This window comes from Klebsiella spallanzanii, from assembly GCF_902158555.1.
Lineage (GTDB): Bacteria > Pseudomonadota > Gammaproteobacteria > Enterobacterales > Enterobacteriaceae > Klebsiella > Klebsiella spallanzanii.
In genome coordinates this window covers 177636-197321 of the sequence record NZ_CABGGS010000005.1, presented here as the reverse complement: position 1 = coordinate 197321, position 19686 = coordinate 177636, and the positions used below count along the sequence as shown (strand labels likewise).

19 protein-coding genes and 1 pseudogene are annotated in these 19686 nt (G+C 55.8%); 3 read left to right on the top strand and 17 right to left on the bottom strand.

What is annotated here, in order from left to right; translation table 11 throughout:
* Positions 1-102: 102 nt before the first annotated feature.
* The 17 genes and pseudogenes from cutC (FN082_RS08350) to FN082_RS08270 all read right to left on the bottom strand — a co-directional run.
* Positions 103-2472: pseudogene (gene cutC / locus FN082_RS08350) on the bottom strand (choline trimethylamine-lyase); the annotation flags it as partial.
* Positions 2473-2589: 117 nt separating this feature from the next.
* Positions 2590-2919, bottom strand: a complete 330-nt coding sequence (locus tag FN082_RS08345) for a DMT family transporter (protein ID WP_004108688.1) — start codon at positions 2917-2919, stop codon at positions 2590-2592.
* 17 nt (positions 2920-2936) lie between these two features.
* A complete protein-coding gene (locus FN082_RS08340) occupies positions 2937-3356 on the bottom strand; it encodes a DMT family transporter (RefSeq protein WP_139539255.1) in 420 nt (139 codons plus the stop codon).
* A gap of 19 nt (positions 3357-3375) precedes the next feature.
* Positions 3376-4062: a hypothetical protein gene (locus tag FN082_RS08335; RefSeq protein WP_142981422.1), complete on the bottom strand. Its 687-nt coding sequence runs from the start codon at positions 4060-4062 to the stop codon at positions 3376-3378.
* 12 nt (positions 4063-4074) lie between these two features.
* Entirely contained in the window at positions 4075-4695 is a 621-nt protein-coding gene (locus FN082_RS08330; RefSeq protein ID WP_139539257.1) for a phosphate propanoyltransferase, read from the bottom strand.
* Entirely contained in the window at positions 4692-5141 is a 450-nt protein-coding gene (locus FN082_RS08325; RefSeq protein WP_142981421.1) for a BMC domain-containing protein, read from the bottom strand. The genes FN082_RS08330 and FN082_RS08325 overlap by 4 nt, the downstream gene beginning before the upstream one ends.
* A gap of 12 nt (positions 5142-5153) precedes the next feature.
* Positions 5154-6146, bottom strand: a complete 993-nt coding sequence (cutD, locus tag FN082_RS08320; protein ID WP_142981420.1) for a choline TMA-lyase-activating enzyme — start codon at positions 6144-6146, stop codon at positions 5154-5156.
* Between the two features lie 7 nt (positions 6147-6153).
* The gene (cutC, locus tag FN082_RS08315; RefSeq protein ID WP_142981419.1) at positions 6154-9540 is read right to left on the bottom strand and encodes a choline trimethylamine-lyase; all 3387 of its coding nucleotides are present in this window, start codon (positions 9538-9540) and stop codon (positions 6154-6156) included.
* 25 nt (positions 9541-9565) lie between these two features.
* Positions 9566-10720: a 1-propanol dehydrogenase PduQ gene (locus tag FN082_RS08310; RefSeq protein ID WP_142981418.1), complete on the bottom strand. Its 1155-nt coding sequence runs from the start codon at positions 10718-10720 to the stop codon at positions 9566-9568.
* Positions 10721-10735: 15 nt separating this feature from the next.
* Positions 10736-10993: a EutN/CcmL family microcompartment protein gene (locus tag FN082_RS08305; RefSeq protein ID WP_112215166.1), complete on the bottom strand. Its 258-nt coding sequence runs from the start codon at positions 10991-10993 to the stop codon at positions 10736-10738.
* Between the two features lie 26 nt (positions 10994-11019).
* Entirely contained in the window at positions 11020-12627 is a 1608-nt protein-coding gene (locus FN082_RS08300) for an acetaldehyde dehydrogenase (acetylating) (RefSeq protein WP_139539262.1), read from the bottom strand.
* Between the two features lie 53 nt (positions 12628-12680).
* Positions 12681-12959: a BMC domain-containing protein gene (locus FN082_RS08295; protein WP_002442217.1), complete on the bottom strand. Its 279-nt coding sequence runs from the start codon at positions 12957-12959 to the stop codon at positions 12681-12683.
* Positions 12960-12974: 15 nt separating this feature from the next.
* Positions 12975-13259 carry a BMC domain-containing protein gene (locus FN082_RS08290; protein WP_004098238.1) on the bottom strand — a complete coding sequence of 95 codons (285 nt, stop codon included), beginning with the start codon at positions 13257-13259 and terminating at the stop codon, positions 12975-12977.
* A gap of 17 nt (positions 13260-13276) precedes the next feature.
* Positions 13277-13555, bottom strand: a complete 279-nt coding sequence (locus FN082_RS08285; RefSeq protein WP_004098239.1) for a BMC domain-containing protein — start codon at positions 13553-13555, stop codon at positions 13277-13279.
* Between the two features lie 406 nt (positions 13556-13961).
* Positions 13962-14480 carry a FidL-like protein gene (locus tag FN082_RS08280; RefSeq protein WP_112215162.1) on the bottom strand — a complete coding sequence of 173 codons (519 nt, stop codon included), beginning with the start codon at positions 14478-14480 and terminating at the stop codon, positions 13962-13964.
* The gene (locus FN082_RS08275) at positions 14477-15271 is read right to left on the bottom strand and encodes a winged helix-turn-helix domain-containing protein (protein WP_139539263.1); all 795 of its coding nucleotides are present in this window, start codon (positions 15269-15271) and stop codon (positions 14477-14479) included. Before FN082_RS08275 ends, FN082_RS08280 begins: the two co-directional genes overlap by 4 nt.
* A 145-nt stretch (positions 15272-15416) precedes the next feature.
* Positions 15417-16001 carry a TetR/AcrR family transcriptional regulator gene (locus FN082_RS08270; protein WP_112215160.1) on the bottom strand — a complete coding sequence of 195 codons (585 nt, stop codon included), beginning with the start codon at positions 15999-16001 and terminating at the stop codon, positions 15417-15419.
* A 263-nt stretch (positions 16002-16264) separates the two neighbouring features.
* On the opposite strand from FN082_RS08270, the gene FN082_RS08265 reads away from it, so the two are divergent.
* From FN082_RS08265 to FN082_RS08255, 3 genes are read left to right on the top strand one after another with little or no spacing between them, the layout of a single operon-like run.
* The gene (locus tag FN082_RS08265; RefSeq protein ID WP_112215159.1) at positions 16265-16924 is read left to right on the top strand and encodes a vWA domain-containing protein; all 660 of its coding nucleotides are present in this window, start codon (positions 16265-16267) and stop codon (positions 16922-16924) included.
* Positions 16921-17682 (top strand): PP2C family serine/threonine-protein phosphatase, encoded by a 762-nt coding sequence (locus tag FN082_RS08260; RefSeq protein WP_142981417.1) that lies wholly within the window; start codon positions 16921-16923, stop codon positions 17680-17682. The genes FN082_RS08265 and FN082_RS08260 overlap by 4 nt, the downstream gene beginning before the upstream one ends.
* Positions 17679-19637 carry a helix-hairpin-helix domain-containing protein gene (locus FN082_RS08255; protein ID WP_142981416.1) on the top strand — a complete coding sequence of 653 codons (1959 nt, stop codon included), beginning with the start codon at positions 17679-17681 and terminating at the stop codon, positions 19635-19637. Before FN082_RS08260 ends, FN082_RS08255 begins: the two co-directional genes overlap by 4 nt.
* Positions 19638-19686 lie beyond the last annotated feature (49 nt).

Below are 19686 nucleotides of genomic sequence, written 5' to 3'. Positions count from 1 at the left end.
AACTTTGACGCTGGTCTTGTTTTTTTAAATAGCAGGCTTTGTTATAACATTTTGTGTTTTTAAATCCATCGTGGTTATTGAGGATTAAGTCTCATTGAGTTTTTAATGATTTACGGTACGGCTAATAATCTCATCCTGAACGTCTTTGCAAAGCTCAACAAAAAATGCGCTATAGCCCGCGACCCGAACAATAAGATCTCGATATTGCTCCGGACATTTCTGCGCTTTAACCAGGGTTGCGTTATCAATACAGTTAAACTGCATCTGCCCGTTTCCCATCACCGAGGCCGTCCGCAGCAGAGTAATAATGCCATTGCGGCTTTCTGGGGTGTCCAGCGCGCTTTGGCTGAGTTTAAAGTTGTGCGCCATTCCCAGGCTCATGGATTCGACGTTGATTCTGGAGACGGATTTAATGACCGCCGTTGGGCCCTGGGTATCGGCACCCTGGGTTGGACTCATGGCATCGGAGAGCGGCGCAAAAGCCTCTCGACCATCCGGCGTGGCGCCGATCATGCCACCTAGCGGCGTATTGAATGATTGCGACAGGGTTCCGTGAATATGTCTGGCATAAAGGGAACGATGTTGGTTCATTCTCTTTTCAGTGTAATCAACAATATCAACGGCAATATCATCGGCATAGCTATCATCATTGCCATATTTAGGCGCATGTTTACAATCGCGTCGGATATGTTCATATCCTCCCCAATTTGCATCAAGCGCTTTTCTGAGTTCGGCGAGGGTATATTTTTTGTCGTCATACACCAGTTTCTTTATGGCCGCCATGCTGTCCACAAAAGTGCCCAGACCGGCGAAAATCGTTCCTGGCCCATCATACAGAACCGCGCCTCCAGCGGTGACGTCCTGCCCGTTTTGCATACAGCCATCAATGAAGAGAGACATATACGGCGTCGGGGTGATGTCGCGGAAGATGCGCTGAATAATATTGGTGCCTTTCGCGTTCATCTCGATCAGGTAATCAAGCTGGCGCTTGACCACGGCGGCAAATTCGTCCCAGGTCGCCAGAGCATCGACGTCGCCGGTATCCAGCCAGCGCTTGTCGCCATAAGATTTGAGTACGCCACGGTTGAGCGCCATTTCAAGGGTAATCGGCCACTGGGTAAAACCGCCGGCGGTCCATTGGTGGATCCGTCCGGATCGTTGCGGTTCCACGCAGCCCATCAGGCAGTAGTCGCGGGCATCTTCAAAATCGAAGCCTTTTCTGAGCATGATTTTTATATGCGCATCGTCAAAATGACACGCGGGCATGCCGATGCCGGTTTTAATAATATCGACAATCTTATCTAAATAACGTTGCGGAGATTGATTATGGATCCGACAGGCGAGGGATGGCTGATAAACCTTCACTTTTTCAACCGCATCCATAATAAGATAAGTCAGATCGTTAGTGCCGTCACCGCCTTCTCTTTTCAGACCACCAACGGTCATATTAATGAATGGCATATAACCCGCGAAATACTTGGCTGTCGCACCTGGAGTATACCAAATCATTTCTGAGCACTTAATAATAAAACAGCCCATTAATTCCAGCGCCTGCTGGTTATCTATTTTTCCTGAGGCTATTCCTGCGGCAAAGTATGGATAAACATACTGGTCAATGCGTCCGAGCGAGGTGCTGCACTGGTTTTCTTCCAGTAAAAAGAGCGATTGAATCGTCCATATTGCCTGCAATGCCTCATGGAATGTTTCGGGAGGATACGCGGGCACGCGAGCATTTACCGCCGCGATCGATCTTAATTCGTCTTTTCTCTGTGGATCGGTTTCTTTTGCTGCGAGTTCAAGGGCATGGGCTGAGAGCCTGGCCGCATAGGTTAAAATGCCTTCGCAGCACTCTATCGCCGCCTGGTAAAAAGCAATTTGATCCTGGTGATGTTTATTCTCCGGGGACAATTCAGCGAGAGAAAGTTCTGCTTCTCTTTTTAAACCGTTAATCCCTTTTGGGAATAAGATATTGTCGTAACCTGGGCTGGTATCGCCGCCGCCGCTGGTAATATGGTAAGTCAGGTCGCTAATGGCCGCCTGTGCGCCAAATTCCCATAGCTCTTCATCCTCCTGGCGTAATACTTTTTCGCACTCTTCGGCCAGAGATTTACCCTGCCAGAAAGGGAATAGCTCCTCTCGCATCACCCTTTTATCTTCTTCACTAATAAAATAGGGATCCTGTGGTCGGGTACCGATAGTTTCTAATTCATCTGCGACCCATTGCCATGCCGTATCCGGCGAAAAGGAGCCTGCGCGCGGTTTGCCACAGGGGTGACCGACAATCAGCTCGCGATCCTGAATAAGCAGCGGTGCGGTTTCGCAGGCGCGGCGAAAACCTTTTGCCCGCAGAACATTTCTTGGCAGGTCAGGGTGTTTTTTGAATACTTCCGTATAGGCCAGCGCTCTGTTAATCGTAATGCTAGGTTTTGCCGACAGGTACGCATCCTTAAGGATTTGTAGCCGCTGCGGCAGGAGGGAGTTTGTACCAGTCATAAGGAGAATTTCCGAAGCGTTAACGACTATTTGACGACGTTGCATGCGTTTTCGGACTGCTTCTTTGCGTTTTCGCTCAAAGCAGCCCGAATCTCGTTACATGCTGGAGAAGACGTTCATGATGATGCCGCCGGAAATAATCAGCACCATAGCGAGGATTGCCGGGATATCCGGTTTTTGTTTATAGAGGATCATCGAGCAAATCGTGACGCCGACGATGCCAAAGCCGCACCACAGCGAATAGGCGACGCCCACCGGAATGGTGCTCATCGCGCGGGTGAGGGCGAAGTAGCACAGACCGTAGGCGCAGACCACCAGTACCGACGGTGCCAGTTTGCTAAAACCGTTGGTCTTTTTGATCATTGACGTGCCGGTGATTTCGGAGCCGATAGACAGCGCCAGCCATAAAAATCCGAGGTTAAACATATGCGATTCCTTTTGTGTTAGTTGGCGACTTTTTTGTCCAGGGATGAAGCAGAGGCGACTGGTTCAGCAGGCGTTTCTTCGCTCTCTTCGCTACCCATTTTGGAAAACAGGTTCATGATCACGATACCGGCGGCAATAACCACCATTCCAATAATGGCGGCGGTGTCCGGATGCTGGCCGTAAAACGCCATGCCCAGCGTGGAAACCACGAGGATACCGGTGCCGGACCACGTGGCGTAGGCCAGACCAACGGGGATATCTTTGACCGCCCGTGATAGGGAGTAGTAGCAGGTGCAATACAGCAACACCAGCAGCCCGAGCAGCAGCATTTTGGTCGTTCCTTCACTGCTGCCGAACATTTTGAGGGTGGATGTGGCTGAGGTTTCGGAAACAATAACCAACAGCATCCATAGCCAACATTTTGTTTTTGAAGACATAAGTTAAACTCCGGGTTTACTATTTAAGGTAAGGTTCTTTTTTTCTGTTTTTTAAAAAATCGATAGCGGCATCGGTCAACTGAGCTTCGGGCGCGCAGGCCAGCGCCGGATTATTCACCACATCTGTGACAGTGAGATAACGCCGCGGGTTGCTCACCGGCGATGTTGATGCTCCGCTACCCGATACAAGCCTCTCCAGCAGTTCGTTCATGGTGCACAGCGTGACGCCGCAGTCCGCCAGGCGGGCCAGCGTGGCCTGCATATGTCCGGCGTAAGCGGAGTTCGGCTGCGCGCCCAGCAGCTGGTTCAGTTCGCTGGCAGGGTCGCAGTGATAGCGTAGCGCCAGCACCGGCAGGCCGCTCAGCAGGGCATCATGCACGCGCCAGGCAAGCGGACTGTGCAGGGAGCCGTTCACCAGATCTGCCGCCAACGGGTAGTCGAGAAACGGCAACAGCAGCGCTTTATAGGGAGCGGAAGGCAGCGCATTTTGCCAGTCGGCAGCAGGCAGCGTTTTACCGAGAGCCTGCCACTGCTCGCCGTCTTCAATTCCGCTATCCAGCGCCAGATGCAGACTTTCGCCGCAGCCCGCCAGCCGCTGGCGAATGGCATGCCGGTATCCCGTCGCGGCGGTCACCATCACCAGTACCGGCGGTTTCAGGCGCTGGATAATGCGTTCAACGAGGCATTCAATCTGTTCGTCGGTCATGGCGAGCCTCCGTTAACCGATGAGCGTGACCTGCGCGCCGTTCTTTAATCCGGCGGCGTTGGCCTCTTCGGTATCAATATGAAACTCCAGCGCGAAGTCTTCACGCACCCGTACCACCACTTCGTCAAAGGTTAGCTGGCGCTCGCCGTCGCTGCGCACGCTGACTTTCTGACCGTTGGTCACGTTCAACTGGCGGGCGTCCTGCGGCGACATATGGATATGCCGCCAGGCGCAGATCACCTGCGAGTGCAGTTCGACGTGGCCTGCGGGGCCAATCAGCAGCGCGCTGCCCGCGTTCTCCAGTTGGCCGGATTCGCGAACCGGCGCTTTGACGCCGAGGGTAAAGCAATCGGCACGGGATATTTCCAGCTGCGAAACCGGGCGGGTCGGGCCGAGGACGCGAACGTTGGTCAGCGAGCCTTTCGGACCGACCACGGTGACGCACTCCTGGGCGGCGAATTGCCCCGGTTGACGCAGCGGTTTAAACGGCGTCAGAGCGTAACCCTTGCCGAATAACGCCTCAACGTCTTGCTGCGCCAGATGGACATGACGGTTAGAGATGCCGACCGGGATAGCCGGGGCGACGAGGCTCAGGCGGGCGGCGATTTTTTCATATAGCAGGGTGTCGATCATGCCTTCTTCCCTTTCCTCATCGCCGCGTTTTTATCTTCCGTCGGCGCTGGGGCTGGCGGCGCGGCGGGTTCTGCCGTTTCTTTTTCTGCTGGGATCGGCTCGCTGGTTTTAACGTCAACCTGGACTTCAGCTTCTGCGGGTGTTTCGACATGGGCTTCAGCGCGCGGTGGTCGACCTTTCAGGGTGCTGAGGGCTTCCACGACGCTGCGTTCCGGACGAGCGATCGTCAGGGATTTGACCTGCGGGTCGATGACCGCAGCGACGGCGACGCCGCGTTCGATGGCGGTGTGGATAGCGCTGATCTCACCTTCAAAACAGACGCTCACCAGCCCCGAACCGACCTTGCGGTAGCCAATGCAGGTCACCCCTGCGCTTTTACAGGCGGCATCTACGGCCTGAACGGCGGCAACTAACCCTCGCGTTTCAATTACGCCTAAACTTTTCATTGTCGGCTCCTGTTAATGGCGGACTAAGCGAATATCAAAATCAAACTGCGTGAAAAACGTTTCCAGCCGGTTCAACTCTTCGGCGGAATAAGTCGGGTCCTGAGTGATGGGATAGGGCATATCGAGGCGCTCATATTTTTTGCGCCCGAGCTGGTGGTACGGCAGCATGTCGATGCGGCGGATGTTCCCGCGCTTCGCCAGTTTCTGCACATAATCAATGGCCCCGGTAATCGCATCGAATGAGTCGTTATAGCCGCGCACCAATGGCATACGGATAATCACGTTAGCGCCGGAATCCACCAGCCATTCCAGATTGCGGCGAATCCCTTCGTTGCCGATACCAAATAGCGCTTTATGGTGCTCGCTGTTAATTTGCTTAATATCGAATAAAAACGTGTCGGTTACCGGCGCCAGCTTTTGATAATTAGCCAGCGGCGTGGTGCCCTGGGTTTCAACAGCGGTATTGAGCATCATCTTTTTGCATTCGCTAAATAGCGCGACGGCAAAATCGGTCTGCAGGCTCATTTCACCGCCGCCGATGGTGACGCCGCCGCCGGAGGAGATATAAAAATCATAATCCTGCATGATTATCTCCATCAGCTCGCTGACGGTGACATCTTTGCCCATAATATCCAGCGCGCTTTGCGTGCAAATCTCTTCACACTTGCGGCAGCCGATACAGTCTTTATTACGATTGACGAAGTGCTTTATTTCGCCATTTTCTTCCGCCCGATAATGAATGCCCGCCGGGCAGACGTTGACGCAGTCGCCGCAGTTAATGCATTTATCCTGCGAAAACATCACCTGAAACTGGCTATTGAGCCCTTCCGGGTTAGCGCACCACGGGCAGCGTATATTGCAGCCTTTGAAAAAAACCAGCGTGCGAATTCCATCGCCGTCATAGATCGAATATTTCTGAATATTGAATATTCGCCCGGTTAATTCTTTATTCACGCTTGCCTCCAGAAAAAAATTGCCAGGACATCCTTGTCCAAAAACGTCCATGTCTTTATCAGAACTTCTCAATCACGGTACGGCTGATAATCTCGTCCTGAACTTCTTTGCACAGCTCGACGAAGTAGGCGCTGTAGCCCGCCACGCGGACGATCAGGTCGCGATATTTTTCCGGCTCCTGCTGCGCTTTTTTCAGCACTTCGTTATCGACGTAGCTGAACTGCATCTGGCCGTTGCCAAGAATCGACGCGGTGCGCAGCAGCGTAATCAGACCGTGGCGTCCTTCCGGGGTATCCAGTAGCCCTTTGAGGAACTTGAAGTTATGCACCATGCCGATGTTCATGGTTTCGACGTTCATTTTGCTCACTGACTTGATGATCGCCGTTGGACCCTGCTTATCCGCGCCCTGGGTTGGGCTGATACCGTCGGAGAGCGGCATCCAGGCCAGACGGCCGTTAGGCGTGGCGTTGGTCAGTTCGCCAATCGGCGTGTTGTTGGAGATAGACAAGGTGCCGTGACTCAAGGTGGAGTAAAGCATCTTGTACTTACGGCACTCGCGCTCGGTCCACTCGGTGATATCCAGCGCGTACTGGTCTACGTAGTTATCGTCGTTACCGTACTTCGGCGCGTTCAGGCAGTCGCGGCGCAGGCCTTCAAAGCCCTCGAAGTTGGCCAGCATCGCGTCACGCATCTGCTCAAGGGTGTATTTTTTATCTTCGAACACCAGCTTGCGGATAGCGGCGAGGGAGTCGACATAGGTCGCCAGACCGGAGAAAATCAGCCCCGGACCGTGGTTGACCATCGCACCGCCGGCGGCGACATCTTTGCCTTGCTCCATGCAGCCTTCCACCAGCAGCGACATCAGCGGCTTCGGCGCCACGTCGCGGTGTACGCGTTGGCTGATAACCGTACCGATAGCCGACAGGCGCACGATATGGGCAATCTGCTTTTTCACGGCTGCATCAAATTCTTCGAAGGTGTGCAGGTCGCGCAGGTCGCCGGTATCCAACCCTTGATAGCTGTCAAACAGCACCATCCGGCCACGGTTGAGGACGAACTCAATGGCGATCGGCCACTGGGTATAGCCGGTGGAGGTCCACTGATAGATACGACCGGATTTTTGCGGCTCAACGCAGCCCATCAGGCAGTAGTCGCGCGCGTCTTCGAAATCAAAACCTTTGCGCAGCATCATCTTGATATGCGAGTCATCGAAGTGACAGGCCGGGAAGCCCATCCCCGCTTTTACCACATCGACGATTTTTTCCATGTACTTCTGCGGCGACTGGTTATGAATACGGCAGGCCAGCGACGGTTGGTAAACCTTCACAAAGCGCACGGCATCCATAATCAGGTACGTCAGATCGTTACAGGCATCGCCGCCGGAACGCTTCTGGCCGCCGACGGTCAGGTTGATAAACGGCTGATAACCGGCAAAATATTTCGCCCCCAGCTCGCTGGACATCCACATCAGCTCGGCGCACTTGATGATAAACGCCTGCATCATCTCCAGCGCGCTATCGTGAGTCAGGCGGCCTTCGCGGATATCCGCTTCGAACATCGGGTAGCAGTACTGGTCAACGCGGCCCAGCGACAGGCCGGTCTGGTTCTCTTCGATTTCAAACAGCGACTCCACGGTCCAGATGCTTTGCAGCGCTTCCTGCAAGGTCTTCGGCGGGTTCGCCGGGACGTTCTGGTTCACCTCGGCGATAGTCAGCAGTTCGGCGCGGCGCTGGGCGTTCTGCTCAACGGCGGCCAGTTCGCGGGCGCGGGCCGCAATACGGTGTGCGTAGTTCACCACCCCTTCGCAGGTTTCAATCGCCGCTTTGTAGTAGTAGATGCGGTCGATATCTTCCGGGTTTTCCATGCTCAGGCTGGCGAGATGCGCCTCGGCGTCGGCTTTAATGCCGTTCATCCCTTTGGTGAACAGCAGCACGTCGTAGCCCGGGCAGGTATCGCCGCCGCCGTTGATCTGATGATAGGAGAGGTCGCTGACGAAGGTTTCGCCACTGAACGCCCATACGCCCGCTTCACGGTACTGCGCTTCACAGATCTCATCCAGCGAGCGGCCTTCCCAGAACGGCACGATCTCTTCGCGGATGGTCTTTTTATCTTCTTCGCTGATTTCAAACGGATCCTGCGGACGGGTGCTCATGGTGTCGAGCTCGTCGCGGACCCAGCGCCAGGCGATATCCGGCGAGAACGCGCCCGCACGCGGTTTGCCGCACGGATGGCCGACAATCAGCTCATCGTCCTGAATCAGAATCGGCGCGGTTTCGCAGGCGTGGCGGAAGGCTTTGGCGCGCAGCAGAATGGTCGGCATACCGGGGTTGGCTTTCACCACTTCGGTAAAGGCCAGCGCGCGGTAGATGGAGACGCTTGGGCGCACGGTCAGATAGTGGTTGCGCAGGCGCTGCATACGCGGCGTTAAACCTTCCGCTGCAGGCGTCTCGCTGGTGGCGGCAAACGGGGTGGCAGAAACGTGCTGTACACCCTTGAACAAACGTACCGGCAGATGCAGAGCGCTGAGGTTTTGCTGAGCGCTGAGGAACATGTCAGAGAGTTCGTTGATGCGCGCATTCTCAAGGCTGGCGCCGTGCAGCATGGCATCGAACATCGGGTAGCCGTCGATAGCGCAGGCGGCGCGGACTTCACTGAGTTCAGCCAGCTTGAACCATAAAGACTCGACGATTTCATACGCCTGCTGCTGAGACAGCGCGCCGCTGTTGATATCGTGCTGGTAGTAAGGATGCAGGGCTTTGTCCGCCCCTTCCGGGTTGACGGCGTAGCTGCCGTTGTCCAGCTGAAGCGCCAGCTGGAACAGATAGAATGACTGGCAGGCTTCTTTAAAGCTGCGCGCCGGATGGGCCGGAACGTGGTGCAGAATAGCGGCGCTCTCTAACAACTCCGCCTTGCGGTAAGCGTTGGTTTCCGCGGCGGCCAGTTGTTCTGCGCTATTAGCCAGATTTTGCGCCAGCGCCATCAGGGCGTCGCAGGCATAAATTGCGGCGCGACAGCCGTTGACTTCGTCCATGCCGCTGCGGCTGACGGCGCTGCCCAGTGCGCGGGTTTTCTCTTCCAGTTGGTGTTTAATCGCCAGTACGCCTTTTTCGACCACCAGCTTGTAGTCCGGGGAGTCGAGCTCGCTGTTCAGATTGAGGAACTGGAAGGCGGACGGGCGACGGACGGCGCTTTCGTCGTGGAAAATCGCCCCGTGCGGTTTACGGGTCTGGTTGCCGACAATCAATTCATCGGCGCTGATGCACAGCGGCAGCTGGCGCATCAGTTCATAGAAGCGGCGCGCCGGTTTGACGGCGGCGGGAACGCCCGCGATGTCGCCATCAAGGGCGTTCAGCGTGGTGGCATGTTCGGTGCACAGGGTGCTTTTTTGTGAGAGTAAACGTTCTGCCAACACTTTGACGCGCGGCGTTAAGCTGTAGTGTGCCATGGGTAAGGTTCTCCAAATCTTGTTATCAGTGGCCCTGAACGGCGTTGCCGGTCCATGCCCGGCGATAGAGTTCGGTAAGTGCGTGAGCGTCCGGCGCGCGTGGGTTCGTCGGGGTACAGCTGTCGCGTAGCGCCTGGCCGACCATCTCTGCCAGCCGCTGTTCGAAATCACCAGCATCGACGCCGGTATCGCGAATGCCGGATGGCATGGTCATTTCGTCTTTCAGCGCCTGAATGGCGACCAGCAGGCTAGCGACGCCCTGGCGGGTCGTGGTCGCAGGCAGGTCCAGCAGATGGGCTAATCGGGCGTATTTGCGGGCGGCATCGGTATCGCACTGCCCTTGATAATCCGCATTCCAGGCCACCACTTCCGCCATCAGCAGGGCATTGGCGCGACCATGCGGTACGCGGAACACGCCGCCGAGCGCATGGGCCAGGCTGTGGGTGATGCCGAGTGATGCGTTGGTGAAGGCCATGCCCGCCATGCAGGAGGCGTTGTGCATTTTTTCCCGCGCCAGCAGGTCATGACCGTTGCGCCAGCAGGTCGGCAGATAGCGAAATACCTGCTGCACCACTTTTTCCGCTAAAGCATCGGAAAAGTCGCTGGCGGCGCGGGAGACATAAGCCTCCAGCGCATGGCACAGCACGTCCATTCCGGTATCGGCGGTGATCGCCGGCGGCACCGAGGCCACCAGCGCCGGGTCGAGAATGGCGATATCCGGCAGCAGTGACGGGTCCACCAGCACCAGCTTCTCGGCATGGGCCTTCACCACCGAAAAGGCGGTGACTTCCGAACCGGTGCCGCTGGTCGTGGGGATCGCCACGAAGCAAGGCGGTTTGCGGTGAGCGTCCGGACGGGTTTGCGCCAGGGCGAAAATAACCGCTTTGGCTGCATCAATCACCGAACCGCCGCCCAGCGCGATAACCAGATCCGGATAGCTGTTATCCATCCGCTTCATACCGCGTACTACGGTGGCGATATCCGGGTCGGCGACCACGTCGTCCCAGACCTGGAAGGCGATGCCGCGCGCATTGAGGATCTGCGTAACGCAATCGGCGAGGCCAAATTTGACCATTGCCTGGTCGGTGACCAGCAGCACGTTGCGGGCGGGCAGCTCGTTCAGGATGGCAAGCGCGTCCTGACCAAAGCGGATCCGGGGTTTCAGCAAAAATTCACTCATTGGGTTATTGACTCCTTAAGCGTCCCGAAACACGTTCTCGACAATGGCGACCACCGACATGGCCTTGTAGCGGTCTTTGTTGAGCGCCAGATACTCTTCGGCCAGCACGATGTCATGCATACCGGCACCAACGCTATCCACGGCAACCCAGGTCTGGTCTTTCATCGGCTGCTGGTCATCATCTAATTTGGTGATAAGCAGCAGGTTGCTTCCCCGTAGCTCATCGCACTTCTGCGTGGCGACGACATGTCCAACTACCTTTGCGAGAATCATTGTCTTTATCGCCTTATATCAATGTGTTACTTACCGAGGCGCTCCAGCACCTGGCGGATGACGCGTTCCACGTTTTGCTCGTTGATCTCGCTTTCTGCGCCAGCGGTCGCTGCGGTAGCAAAACGGTCATCCTCGCTGCTGGTGGCGTGAGCCACTGGCGCTACAGCTGCCGGGGAGTTAAAGCGATCGTCGTCAAAGATGCTGCGGTTCGGGTTATCCGCCGGACTGACGATGGTGGGCTGCGGTTCCGGGCGGCTGCTCGGGGCGCGCAGTTCATCAATGGAGCGCACGCCGTAGCCCACTTTGCGGATGTTGAGCAGGTTCATCGGTCCGACGTTGTCGGAGCTGGAGCCGCCGCCCACCGCGCCGCAGCCCAGAGTCAGGGCCGGGGTGATATTGGTGGTCGCGCCGATACCGCCCAGCGCCGCCGGGGTGTTGATCAGAATGCGGTTGACCGGTTTTTCGAGGCAGAACTGGCGGATAACGTCCTGGTTGCGGGTGTGGATCACCAGCGTGTGGCCGAGACCTTCGTTGGTCAGCAGCTCCACCACGCGGTGACAGGCCGCTTTCCAGTCTTCTTCCACGTACAGGCCGAGGACCGGGCACAGTTTTTCCCGCGAATAGGGGTTGGAGTGCGATACCGTGGTCTGTTCGGCAATCAGCACGCGGGTGCTGGCCGGAACGCAGAACCCGGCCATCTGGCTCAGATACAGCGCAGTTTTGCCAACCGTTTTCGGGTTGATCGCGCCGTTCGGACGTAGCAGCAGAGCCGCCATTTTTGCCGCTTCGCTTTCGTTCATAAAGTACGCGCCCTGGGCTTCCAGCTCGCGGTGAACGTCGTCGTAAATGCAGCGTTCGACGATAATTGACTGCTCGGAGGCGCAGATGACGCCGTTATCGAAGGTTTTGCTGGTAATGATATCTTTCACCGCATGGTGAATATCGGCGCTGCGTTCGATAAACGCCGGGCCGTTACCCGGACCACCGCTGATGGTCGGCGTGCCGGAGGCGTAAGCTGCGCGTACCATGCCTTCACCGCCGGTCGCCAGAATCAGCGATACGTCTTTGCTGTGCATCAGCTCTGACGTGGCCTCGAGGGTCAACTGGCTAATGGCGTCAACGCTACCGGCCGGGGCGCCTGCCGCTTCGGCTGCGCGTTTAACAATTTCAATTGCTTTCCAGCTGCACTGGCGCGCGCCCGGATGCGGGGAGAAGATAATCGCGTTACCGGCTTTCAGGGCAATCAGCGTTTTGTAGATAACAGTGGATGTCGGGTTGGTGGACGGCACCAGCGCGCAAATCACCCCTAGCGGCACGCCCACGTCCATCACTTTTTGTACCTGATCGTCATGAATGATGCCGACGGTCTTCATATCTTTGATGGCGTCGTAGACGCGCAGCGAGGCGAAACGGTTCTTCAGCACTTTGTCCTGCCAGTTGCCAAAACCGGTTTCTTCCGCGGCCATTTTCGCCAGCGCTTCGGCATGATGCGCCGCTTCCTGGGCCACGTTCTTCACGATGGCGTCGATTTGCTGCTGCGAAAAGGTGGCCAGAATCGCCTGCGCCTTTTTGGCATTGCGCACCAGTTCCCGGGCGTTCTGTCGGGACTGCAAATCGTTATCCAGTTCAATCATGAGTCTATCCTTCATCAGACTAAAAGAGTGGAGACGGGGCGCGCCCTGTCAGGTCATGCTTTGTGCTGCGCCGCGATTTTTTCGATATCGTTATGCGGACGCGCGATGACGCGAGAAGTGACGACTTCGCCAATGCGTTTTGCCGCTTCCACACCGGAATCCACGGCGGCATTTACCGCACCGACGTCGCCTTTCACCATCGCGGTGACGAGGCCGGAGCCGACGTTTTCATAGCCAATCAGCTCGACGTTGGCGGCTTTGCACATTGCATCTGCGGCTTCAATACAGGCCACCAGACCTTTGGTTTCGATAAGCCCTAGCGCTTCTTTCATCAGGTTTTTCTCCGGTTAATCCATGATTTTGTAATGTGAGACGATTTTGTTGATGTCGTTATGCGGGCGGGCGATAACCAGCGAGGTCACCACTTCACCGATGCGCTGTGCGGATTCCACGCCGGAATCGACAGCCGCTTTCACCGCACCGACGTCGCCTTTCACCATCGCGGTGACGAGGCCGGAGCCGACGTTTTCATAACCAATCAGTTCGACGTTGGCGGCTTTACACATCGCATCCGCTGCTTCGATACAGGCCACCAGACCTTTGGTTTCAATCAGACCTAATGCATCACCCATTTGCGTTCTCCTGGCCTTCAGGCCTTGTGTTTAATGACAATTTTGTTGATGTCGTTATGCGGACGAGCAATCACCAGCGAGGTCACCACTTCACCGATGCGCTGCGCCGATTCCACGCCGGAATCCACCGCCGCTTTCACCGCGCCGACATCGCCCTTCACCATGACGGTGACCAGCCCCGAGCCGATGTTTTCATAGCTAATCAACTCGACGTTGGCGGCTTTACACATTGCATCCGCTGCTTCAATGCAGGCCACCAGACCTTTGGTTTCGATAAGCCCTAATGCATCACCCATGGTTTTTCCTCCAGAACAGGTTTTGTGATTCGGGAAAACCGTCCGCGTAACGGCATCAGGACGCGGAAGCGGCGTTCGGGGTTCACTATAGGGAGTAGGCGGTGAAGTGAAATTTAAATCTGCTACCGGAGTGTTTTTAGTTTTTTGTTCTGCAATTTAGATTGGATGAGGCTGTGATTTATCTGTTCATGCTGTAGTTGAGGGAAGGATGTGGCGACGGTTATGGCGTTTTTTTCACCATTTAGTCGGAAGCCGATAGATGTTAACAGGTTGCTAATTTATTGCAGGAGAGGGGTAATTTAACCCTTCGTGAAGTGCGGGGAAGATCGTATTTTGACGGTGAGGCTAAATGCAAAAAGTGCGGTTTTACGAAGTGAAAAGCGGTGCAAGAAAAGAGGGTGTGAGCTTAGTCAAGTTTACTGCCGGACTTCAGCGTACAGACGTAGAGCGGCGAGTTAATGGAGCTGAGCAGAATCGCTTTCTCATTGAGCTTCTGTGCGTTGAGGAACAGGCCGTCGTGGCTGTCGGACATCTCACGCATAAAGTAGTCGAAGATAACGTCCGGAGACTCATCGATGGACGAGGCGCTGGATTCCCACTTGCTGATGCGGTAGTGGCGCTCGGTGGTAGAGATGCGCTTGCTGGTGTAGCTGAATTTGACGTAACGCTGGAGATAGAGCCAACCGGCGGCGGAGTCGGTATAGCCTTCGACCACCATCGACCCCTTCCCGTTAGCGGCAAAATTAAAATGAATGTTGCCGTTAACGTTCTCTTTCTCCATGTTCTCAAAACGCATAATCGCTTTTGTCGAACAGCTCATGATCCCGCCGTTTTCGACGGGCAGCAGCTTCCAGGCACTGAACCCGGCGGCGGCAATAAACACCAGGCTGGAAAGAGCGAAAAAGGGGCGAGGGGCGAGTCTCATTGCGGCTTCCATGAATAATAAAAATAGTTATCGCAATAGCTGAACGGGTTATCTTCATGCATGGCGCAGTGGGCGAGGAATACCCGGCCCAGGCCGTTGGTTTCCAGCCGGTCGCCATAGAAGAAGACAAAGCGTTCGCCGGGTTTGCACTCCAGCTTCAGACGCTGGCGTACGGCGTCAAAATTCTTACCGTAGGCGGTTCCGGCAACGGAGCGCAGCATCTCATCGCTGGCCAGCAGCTCACACTGGCTGTGGCTCATTTGCGTCAGGGTGATGGGGCGCGACTCGCTGCTGCCGAGAAAGCTGCACACCACCAGCAGCAAGGAGATAGTGAGCAGACAGACGCCGGCAAGATACCAGCAGGTACCGCGCGCGTGGCGGGTGGGAGCGGGATTGTGTTCTTCCGGAGCAGCGGCTTCGCTCGATGCATGAGCTGGCGTCGGCTCTGGCTCAGGGCTGGCATCAAGCATCTCAATGGTGAGATCCGGGTTGAGTTGCAGCAGGCCGCGCGACACGGTGACAATAATATTATCGATATCGTAGTGGCGGAAGGTTTTGCGCAGCATGCTCAGATACTGATTGAGATTGCTGTTCGACGAAGTTAACCCGTTATCATCCCAGACCTTTTTAAGCACCTCATCACGGCTAACCACGGCGGTATGGCGCAGGAAAAACCACAGCAGCGCGTTGGCGGTAATTGACAGCTGGCTGTCCGCCTCATTGCTTCCCGGTATTGTTAGAGTGCCGTCCGTTGCATCGTAAATAAGACGGCCATGGATGTTATAGCGCATCGTGGCCTCAATCTATCACGTCATACTTCACGTTGCAGGTGCGTTGGCTACGCTCGCTCACCTTGGTCACATAGTTATCTATGCTCCCAGGGATTCGCTCCCTTGCCGCCTTCCTGCAACGCGAATTATTTAGTGTATATATGCTTCACGCAGGAAGCGTCATCTTCGTCAGATCGCTGACCAGCGACTGCCGGTGCCCGGCGCTCATCGTGCGCCCCTCGGTTAATTCCGATAGCCAGATGCCGTCCGCCGCATAGCGCACCAGCGTGCCGGTATGGCTATTGTCCAGTTCGTCACCCTTCGCCAGATGGTCAAGCATCCAGTCGCGCCAGCATTTTCGCAGTACCGGCTCATCCGGCATCGCCAGCGACAGCACCATTAACTGGCGGCTCTCCTGGGTGTCCGTCAGCTCCGGGGCTGACAAGTAGTGCAGATACGCACGAGTAAATCGGCCATAAGAGATATTATCTGCAGCCATCAGCTCAGAAATCGCCTCCTCCATAATCGCCAGCAGGCGGGCAAAGAGGGCAAAAATCAGCGCCTGTTTGTTCGGGAAATGGTGCAGTAAGCCGCCTTTGCTGACACCCGCCTCGCGCGCAACGGCGTTCAGTGAGAGAGCGGCGATGCCGTCCCGACCGGCAATGGTGGCCGCTGATTCCAGCAACTGCTTGTATAAACGGACCGGGTCTTTTTTTCGATGTTGGGCTTCTGTGTTCATGGCCCGAATCATACCGACCAGACGGTATGATTATTCTTGATCGCTATCAATATGCGAAGAGGCGCACCGGGACGGGATTCGGTTATTGCGTGGAGGCTCACAATTCACCTTATGAATTGTGGTGGTATTCTTCGTCCGCTTGCTCCGCGCTAACCCATTTATTATTTACTGTTTTTTTAATTTCCCAGGTTATTATCACCTCTGCCAACGTTAGGGATGGGATGGATTATCCACCTCGTTGTGATGACACCACTCAAATAAAGAAAGGAATTCTCATGAGCGAACAAATTACCTTTGGTACCAGTGATTTTGCCAGTAATCCAGAGCCACGCTGCCCTTGCGTACTGCTGCTGGATGTCTCAGGGTCGATGATCGGTCGCCCTATCAATGAACTCAATGCCGGTCTGATGACCTTTCGCGATGAACTGCTTTCAGATGCGCTGGCGATGAAACGCGTAGATTTAAGCATCGTGACGTTTGGTCCGGTAAAAGTGGAGCAACCTTTCACCAGCGCGGAAAGCTTTTTCCCGCCGATCCTCTATGCGCAGGGCGATACGCCAATGGGAGCGGCTATCACCCAGGCGCTCAATATGGTTGAAGAGCGTAAACGCGAGTACCGCGCTAACGGCATTTCATATTACCGCCCGTGGGTCTTTCTGATCACCGACGGCGGGCCGACGGATAGCTGGCAGTCGGCGGCGGCCATGGTGAGTGAAGGCGAGGCTGCCAAAAAGTTCGCCTTTTTCTCCATTGGCGTACAGAGCGCAGATATGAACACGCTGGCGAAAATTAGTGTACGGCAGCCGCTGTCGTTGCAGGGACTGCAGTTCCGTGAACTGTTTAGCTGGCTTTCCAGCTCGCTGCGTTCCGTTTCCCGCTCCACGCCGGGAACTGAAGTCGCGCTTGAATCACCAAAAGGGTGGGCGTCAGTGTGACCTGGCGTCTGGTTTATGGTTCCGAGGTCGGTACGTCTCATCTCAGCACCCAAACCCCTTGCCAGGATCGCTGCCTGGCAAGGGTTGATATGCTCAACGATGGGCAGCCGCTGCTTTCACTGTTTGTCTCCGACGGCGCAGGCAGCGCGCAGCGGGGCGGTGAAGGGGCGGAACTGGCCGTTGAAGCCGCATCGGCCTGGCTGGCTGACAGAGTCCGCCAGGGCGCGTTTGCGCTTAATGAAGCGTTAGCTGTTGATATCGTGCTGGTCATAAAGGAACGCATTCTGGCGGCGGCCGCCGCTCACTCGCTGACGGAGCGCGATTATGCCTGCACCTTTTTAGGCGTACTCTCTATGGAAAACGCGACGCTTATTATGCAGATTGGCGACGGCGGCGTAGCCGTAGATTGCGGCGAAGGGTTGGAGGTTCCGCTGGTACCGATGACCGGCGAGTATGCCAATATGACCTGGTTTGTGACGGATGAAGACGCAGTGAACGTCCTGGAGACGCATTTCATGCCAGCGCGGGCGCTGAAGGTGGCGGCGTTTACCGACGGCATCCAGCGGCTGGCGCTTAATCTTACGGACAATACTCCTCATGAGCCGTTTTTTACGCCGTTTTTCAACGTGATGGCCAGCGTTTCACCGCAGCAGGCGGCAATGTTACCGGACCTGTTGGTCGAATTTTTGGGCAGCCCGTCGGTTAATGAACGCACGGATGATGATAAAACGCTGGTGCTGGCGTTGTGGGTGCCATGAAAGGACATTTATATACATCTACCGGCGATGCGGTAACGCTGGGGCGAGAGTTAGGCAAGGGCGGCGAAGGCTCTGTGTTTGAGGTGGCGGAACGGCGTGACAGCGTTGCCAAGATTTATCACACGCCGCCGGACAACCTGAAGCAGGCCAAGCTGAGCTTTATGGCGGCAACAGCAGACGAGCAGCTCTTTAGCTATATCGCCTGGCCGCAGACAACGCTGCACGCCGGGCGTGGAGGTAGGGTGGTGGGCTTCCTGATGCCTAAGGTCACAGGAAAAGAGCCGATCCATATGGTCTATAGCCCCGCGCATCGGCGGCAGCATTACCCTGATTCAGCATGGGATTTTTTGCTGTATGTTGCTCGCAATATCGCCGCCTCTTTCGAAACTGTCCACGCTCACGGGCATATTGTCGGTGATGTGAATCAGAACAGCTTTATGGTGGGGAAAGACAGCAAAGTTGTCCTGATAGACAGTGATTCGTTCCAGATTGATGAACGGGGCACGCTGCACCTTTGTGAGGTCGGCGTGGCGCATTTTACCCCGCCAGAGCTGCAATCATTACCTTCCTTCTCCGGGTTTAACCGTACACAAAACCACGATAACTTCGGCCTTGCGCTGCTTATTTTCCATGTTTTGTTTGGCGGTCGGCACCCTTATTCCGGTATCCCGTTGTTAAAAGAGGCGGGTAATGCGCTGGAATCGGATATTGCGCATTTTCGTTACGCTTACGCCAGCGATAATCAGCAGCGCGGCTTTCGGCCGCCTCCGCGCTCGATTCCCATATCGATACTTCCCCATTCGCTGGCCTCTATGTTTCATCTGGCGTTCACCGAACAAGGGGTTGAAAAAGGGCGTCCGACGGCGCAGCAGTGGGTGAGTGCGCTGGATCAGGTACGCCAGCAATTAAGAAAATGCGCCGCCTCTGCAATGCATGTTTTTCCCGATCATTTAACCCGCTGCCCCTGGTGCGAGCTGGAAAATCAGGGGGTGAGCTATTTTATCGATCTGAATGTTACCGTCAGAACGCCGACGGGGAATTTTGTGATGGCGAGGGTGGTGGGCGCGATTGCGGCAGCATCGCCGCCGCGGCCGTTGAATCTTCCCTCCGCTTTACATTATCAGGTAACGCCTCGCCCGCTACCGCAGAATATCCCAGGGAAAAAAGCGGTTACCGTCGCTCAATTCGTGGTGGCGTTTATTGCCATCGTGATAATGGTTGTGACAATGAAAGTTTTCTATATGTCGCAGGGATGGCTCTGGTCGCTGATTGGCGGCGCTCTGGCGGTCTGGGGGGTAAAACATATCGGTGAGCTGATGCGCAAAGAGGAAGTACGGCAGCGCCGTACGGCGATGGATCTTGCCGAAAATGCGTATCGTCAGCTTGTCAATCAGGCGCAGCACTCTTGCGGGCCCGAAGGTTTTATGGCCAAACGTGCGGCGCTGATGCAGCGCAAAGAAGAACTTGATGGTCTGCCGGCAGCGGAAAAGGCAGAGCTTGACGATCTGCAAAAGACGGCGCGGGAACGCCAACGGAATAAATTTCTCGCAACATGCCTGATTGCCTCTGCGTCGATCCACGGCGTCGGCCCTACACGCAAGGCGGCGCTGCGTTCGTCCGGTATTAAAACTGCGGCGGATGTCAGCAAACGAAAACTAATAAAAGTTAAAGGTTTTGGAAATCATCTGGCCCAGGCGGTGCTGGAGTGGAAGGCCAGCTGCGAACGGCGCTTTGTCTTCAACGCGGCCGAAGCGGTACCGCTCAGCGACACCAACGCGGTGAAGGCGAAGTTCGCCGCCCGACGAGTGGCGCTGGAAGCGGCATTAACAAACGGCGCGGTGGAGCTACAGCGTTTTAGTCTGGAGTCTGAACGGCGGATGTCGACGCTGCGCGAGCCTTTGCAGGAGGCCGCGAAAAAGCTGGCGCAGGCGCAGGCCGATTTCAGCCTATGCTAATATCCGCGACCTGCGGCTTCGCTCCTTCGGTGTTAATTATTTAGGGGGT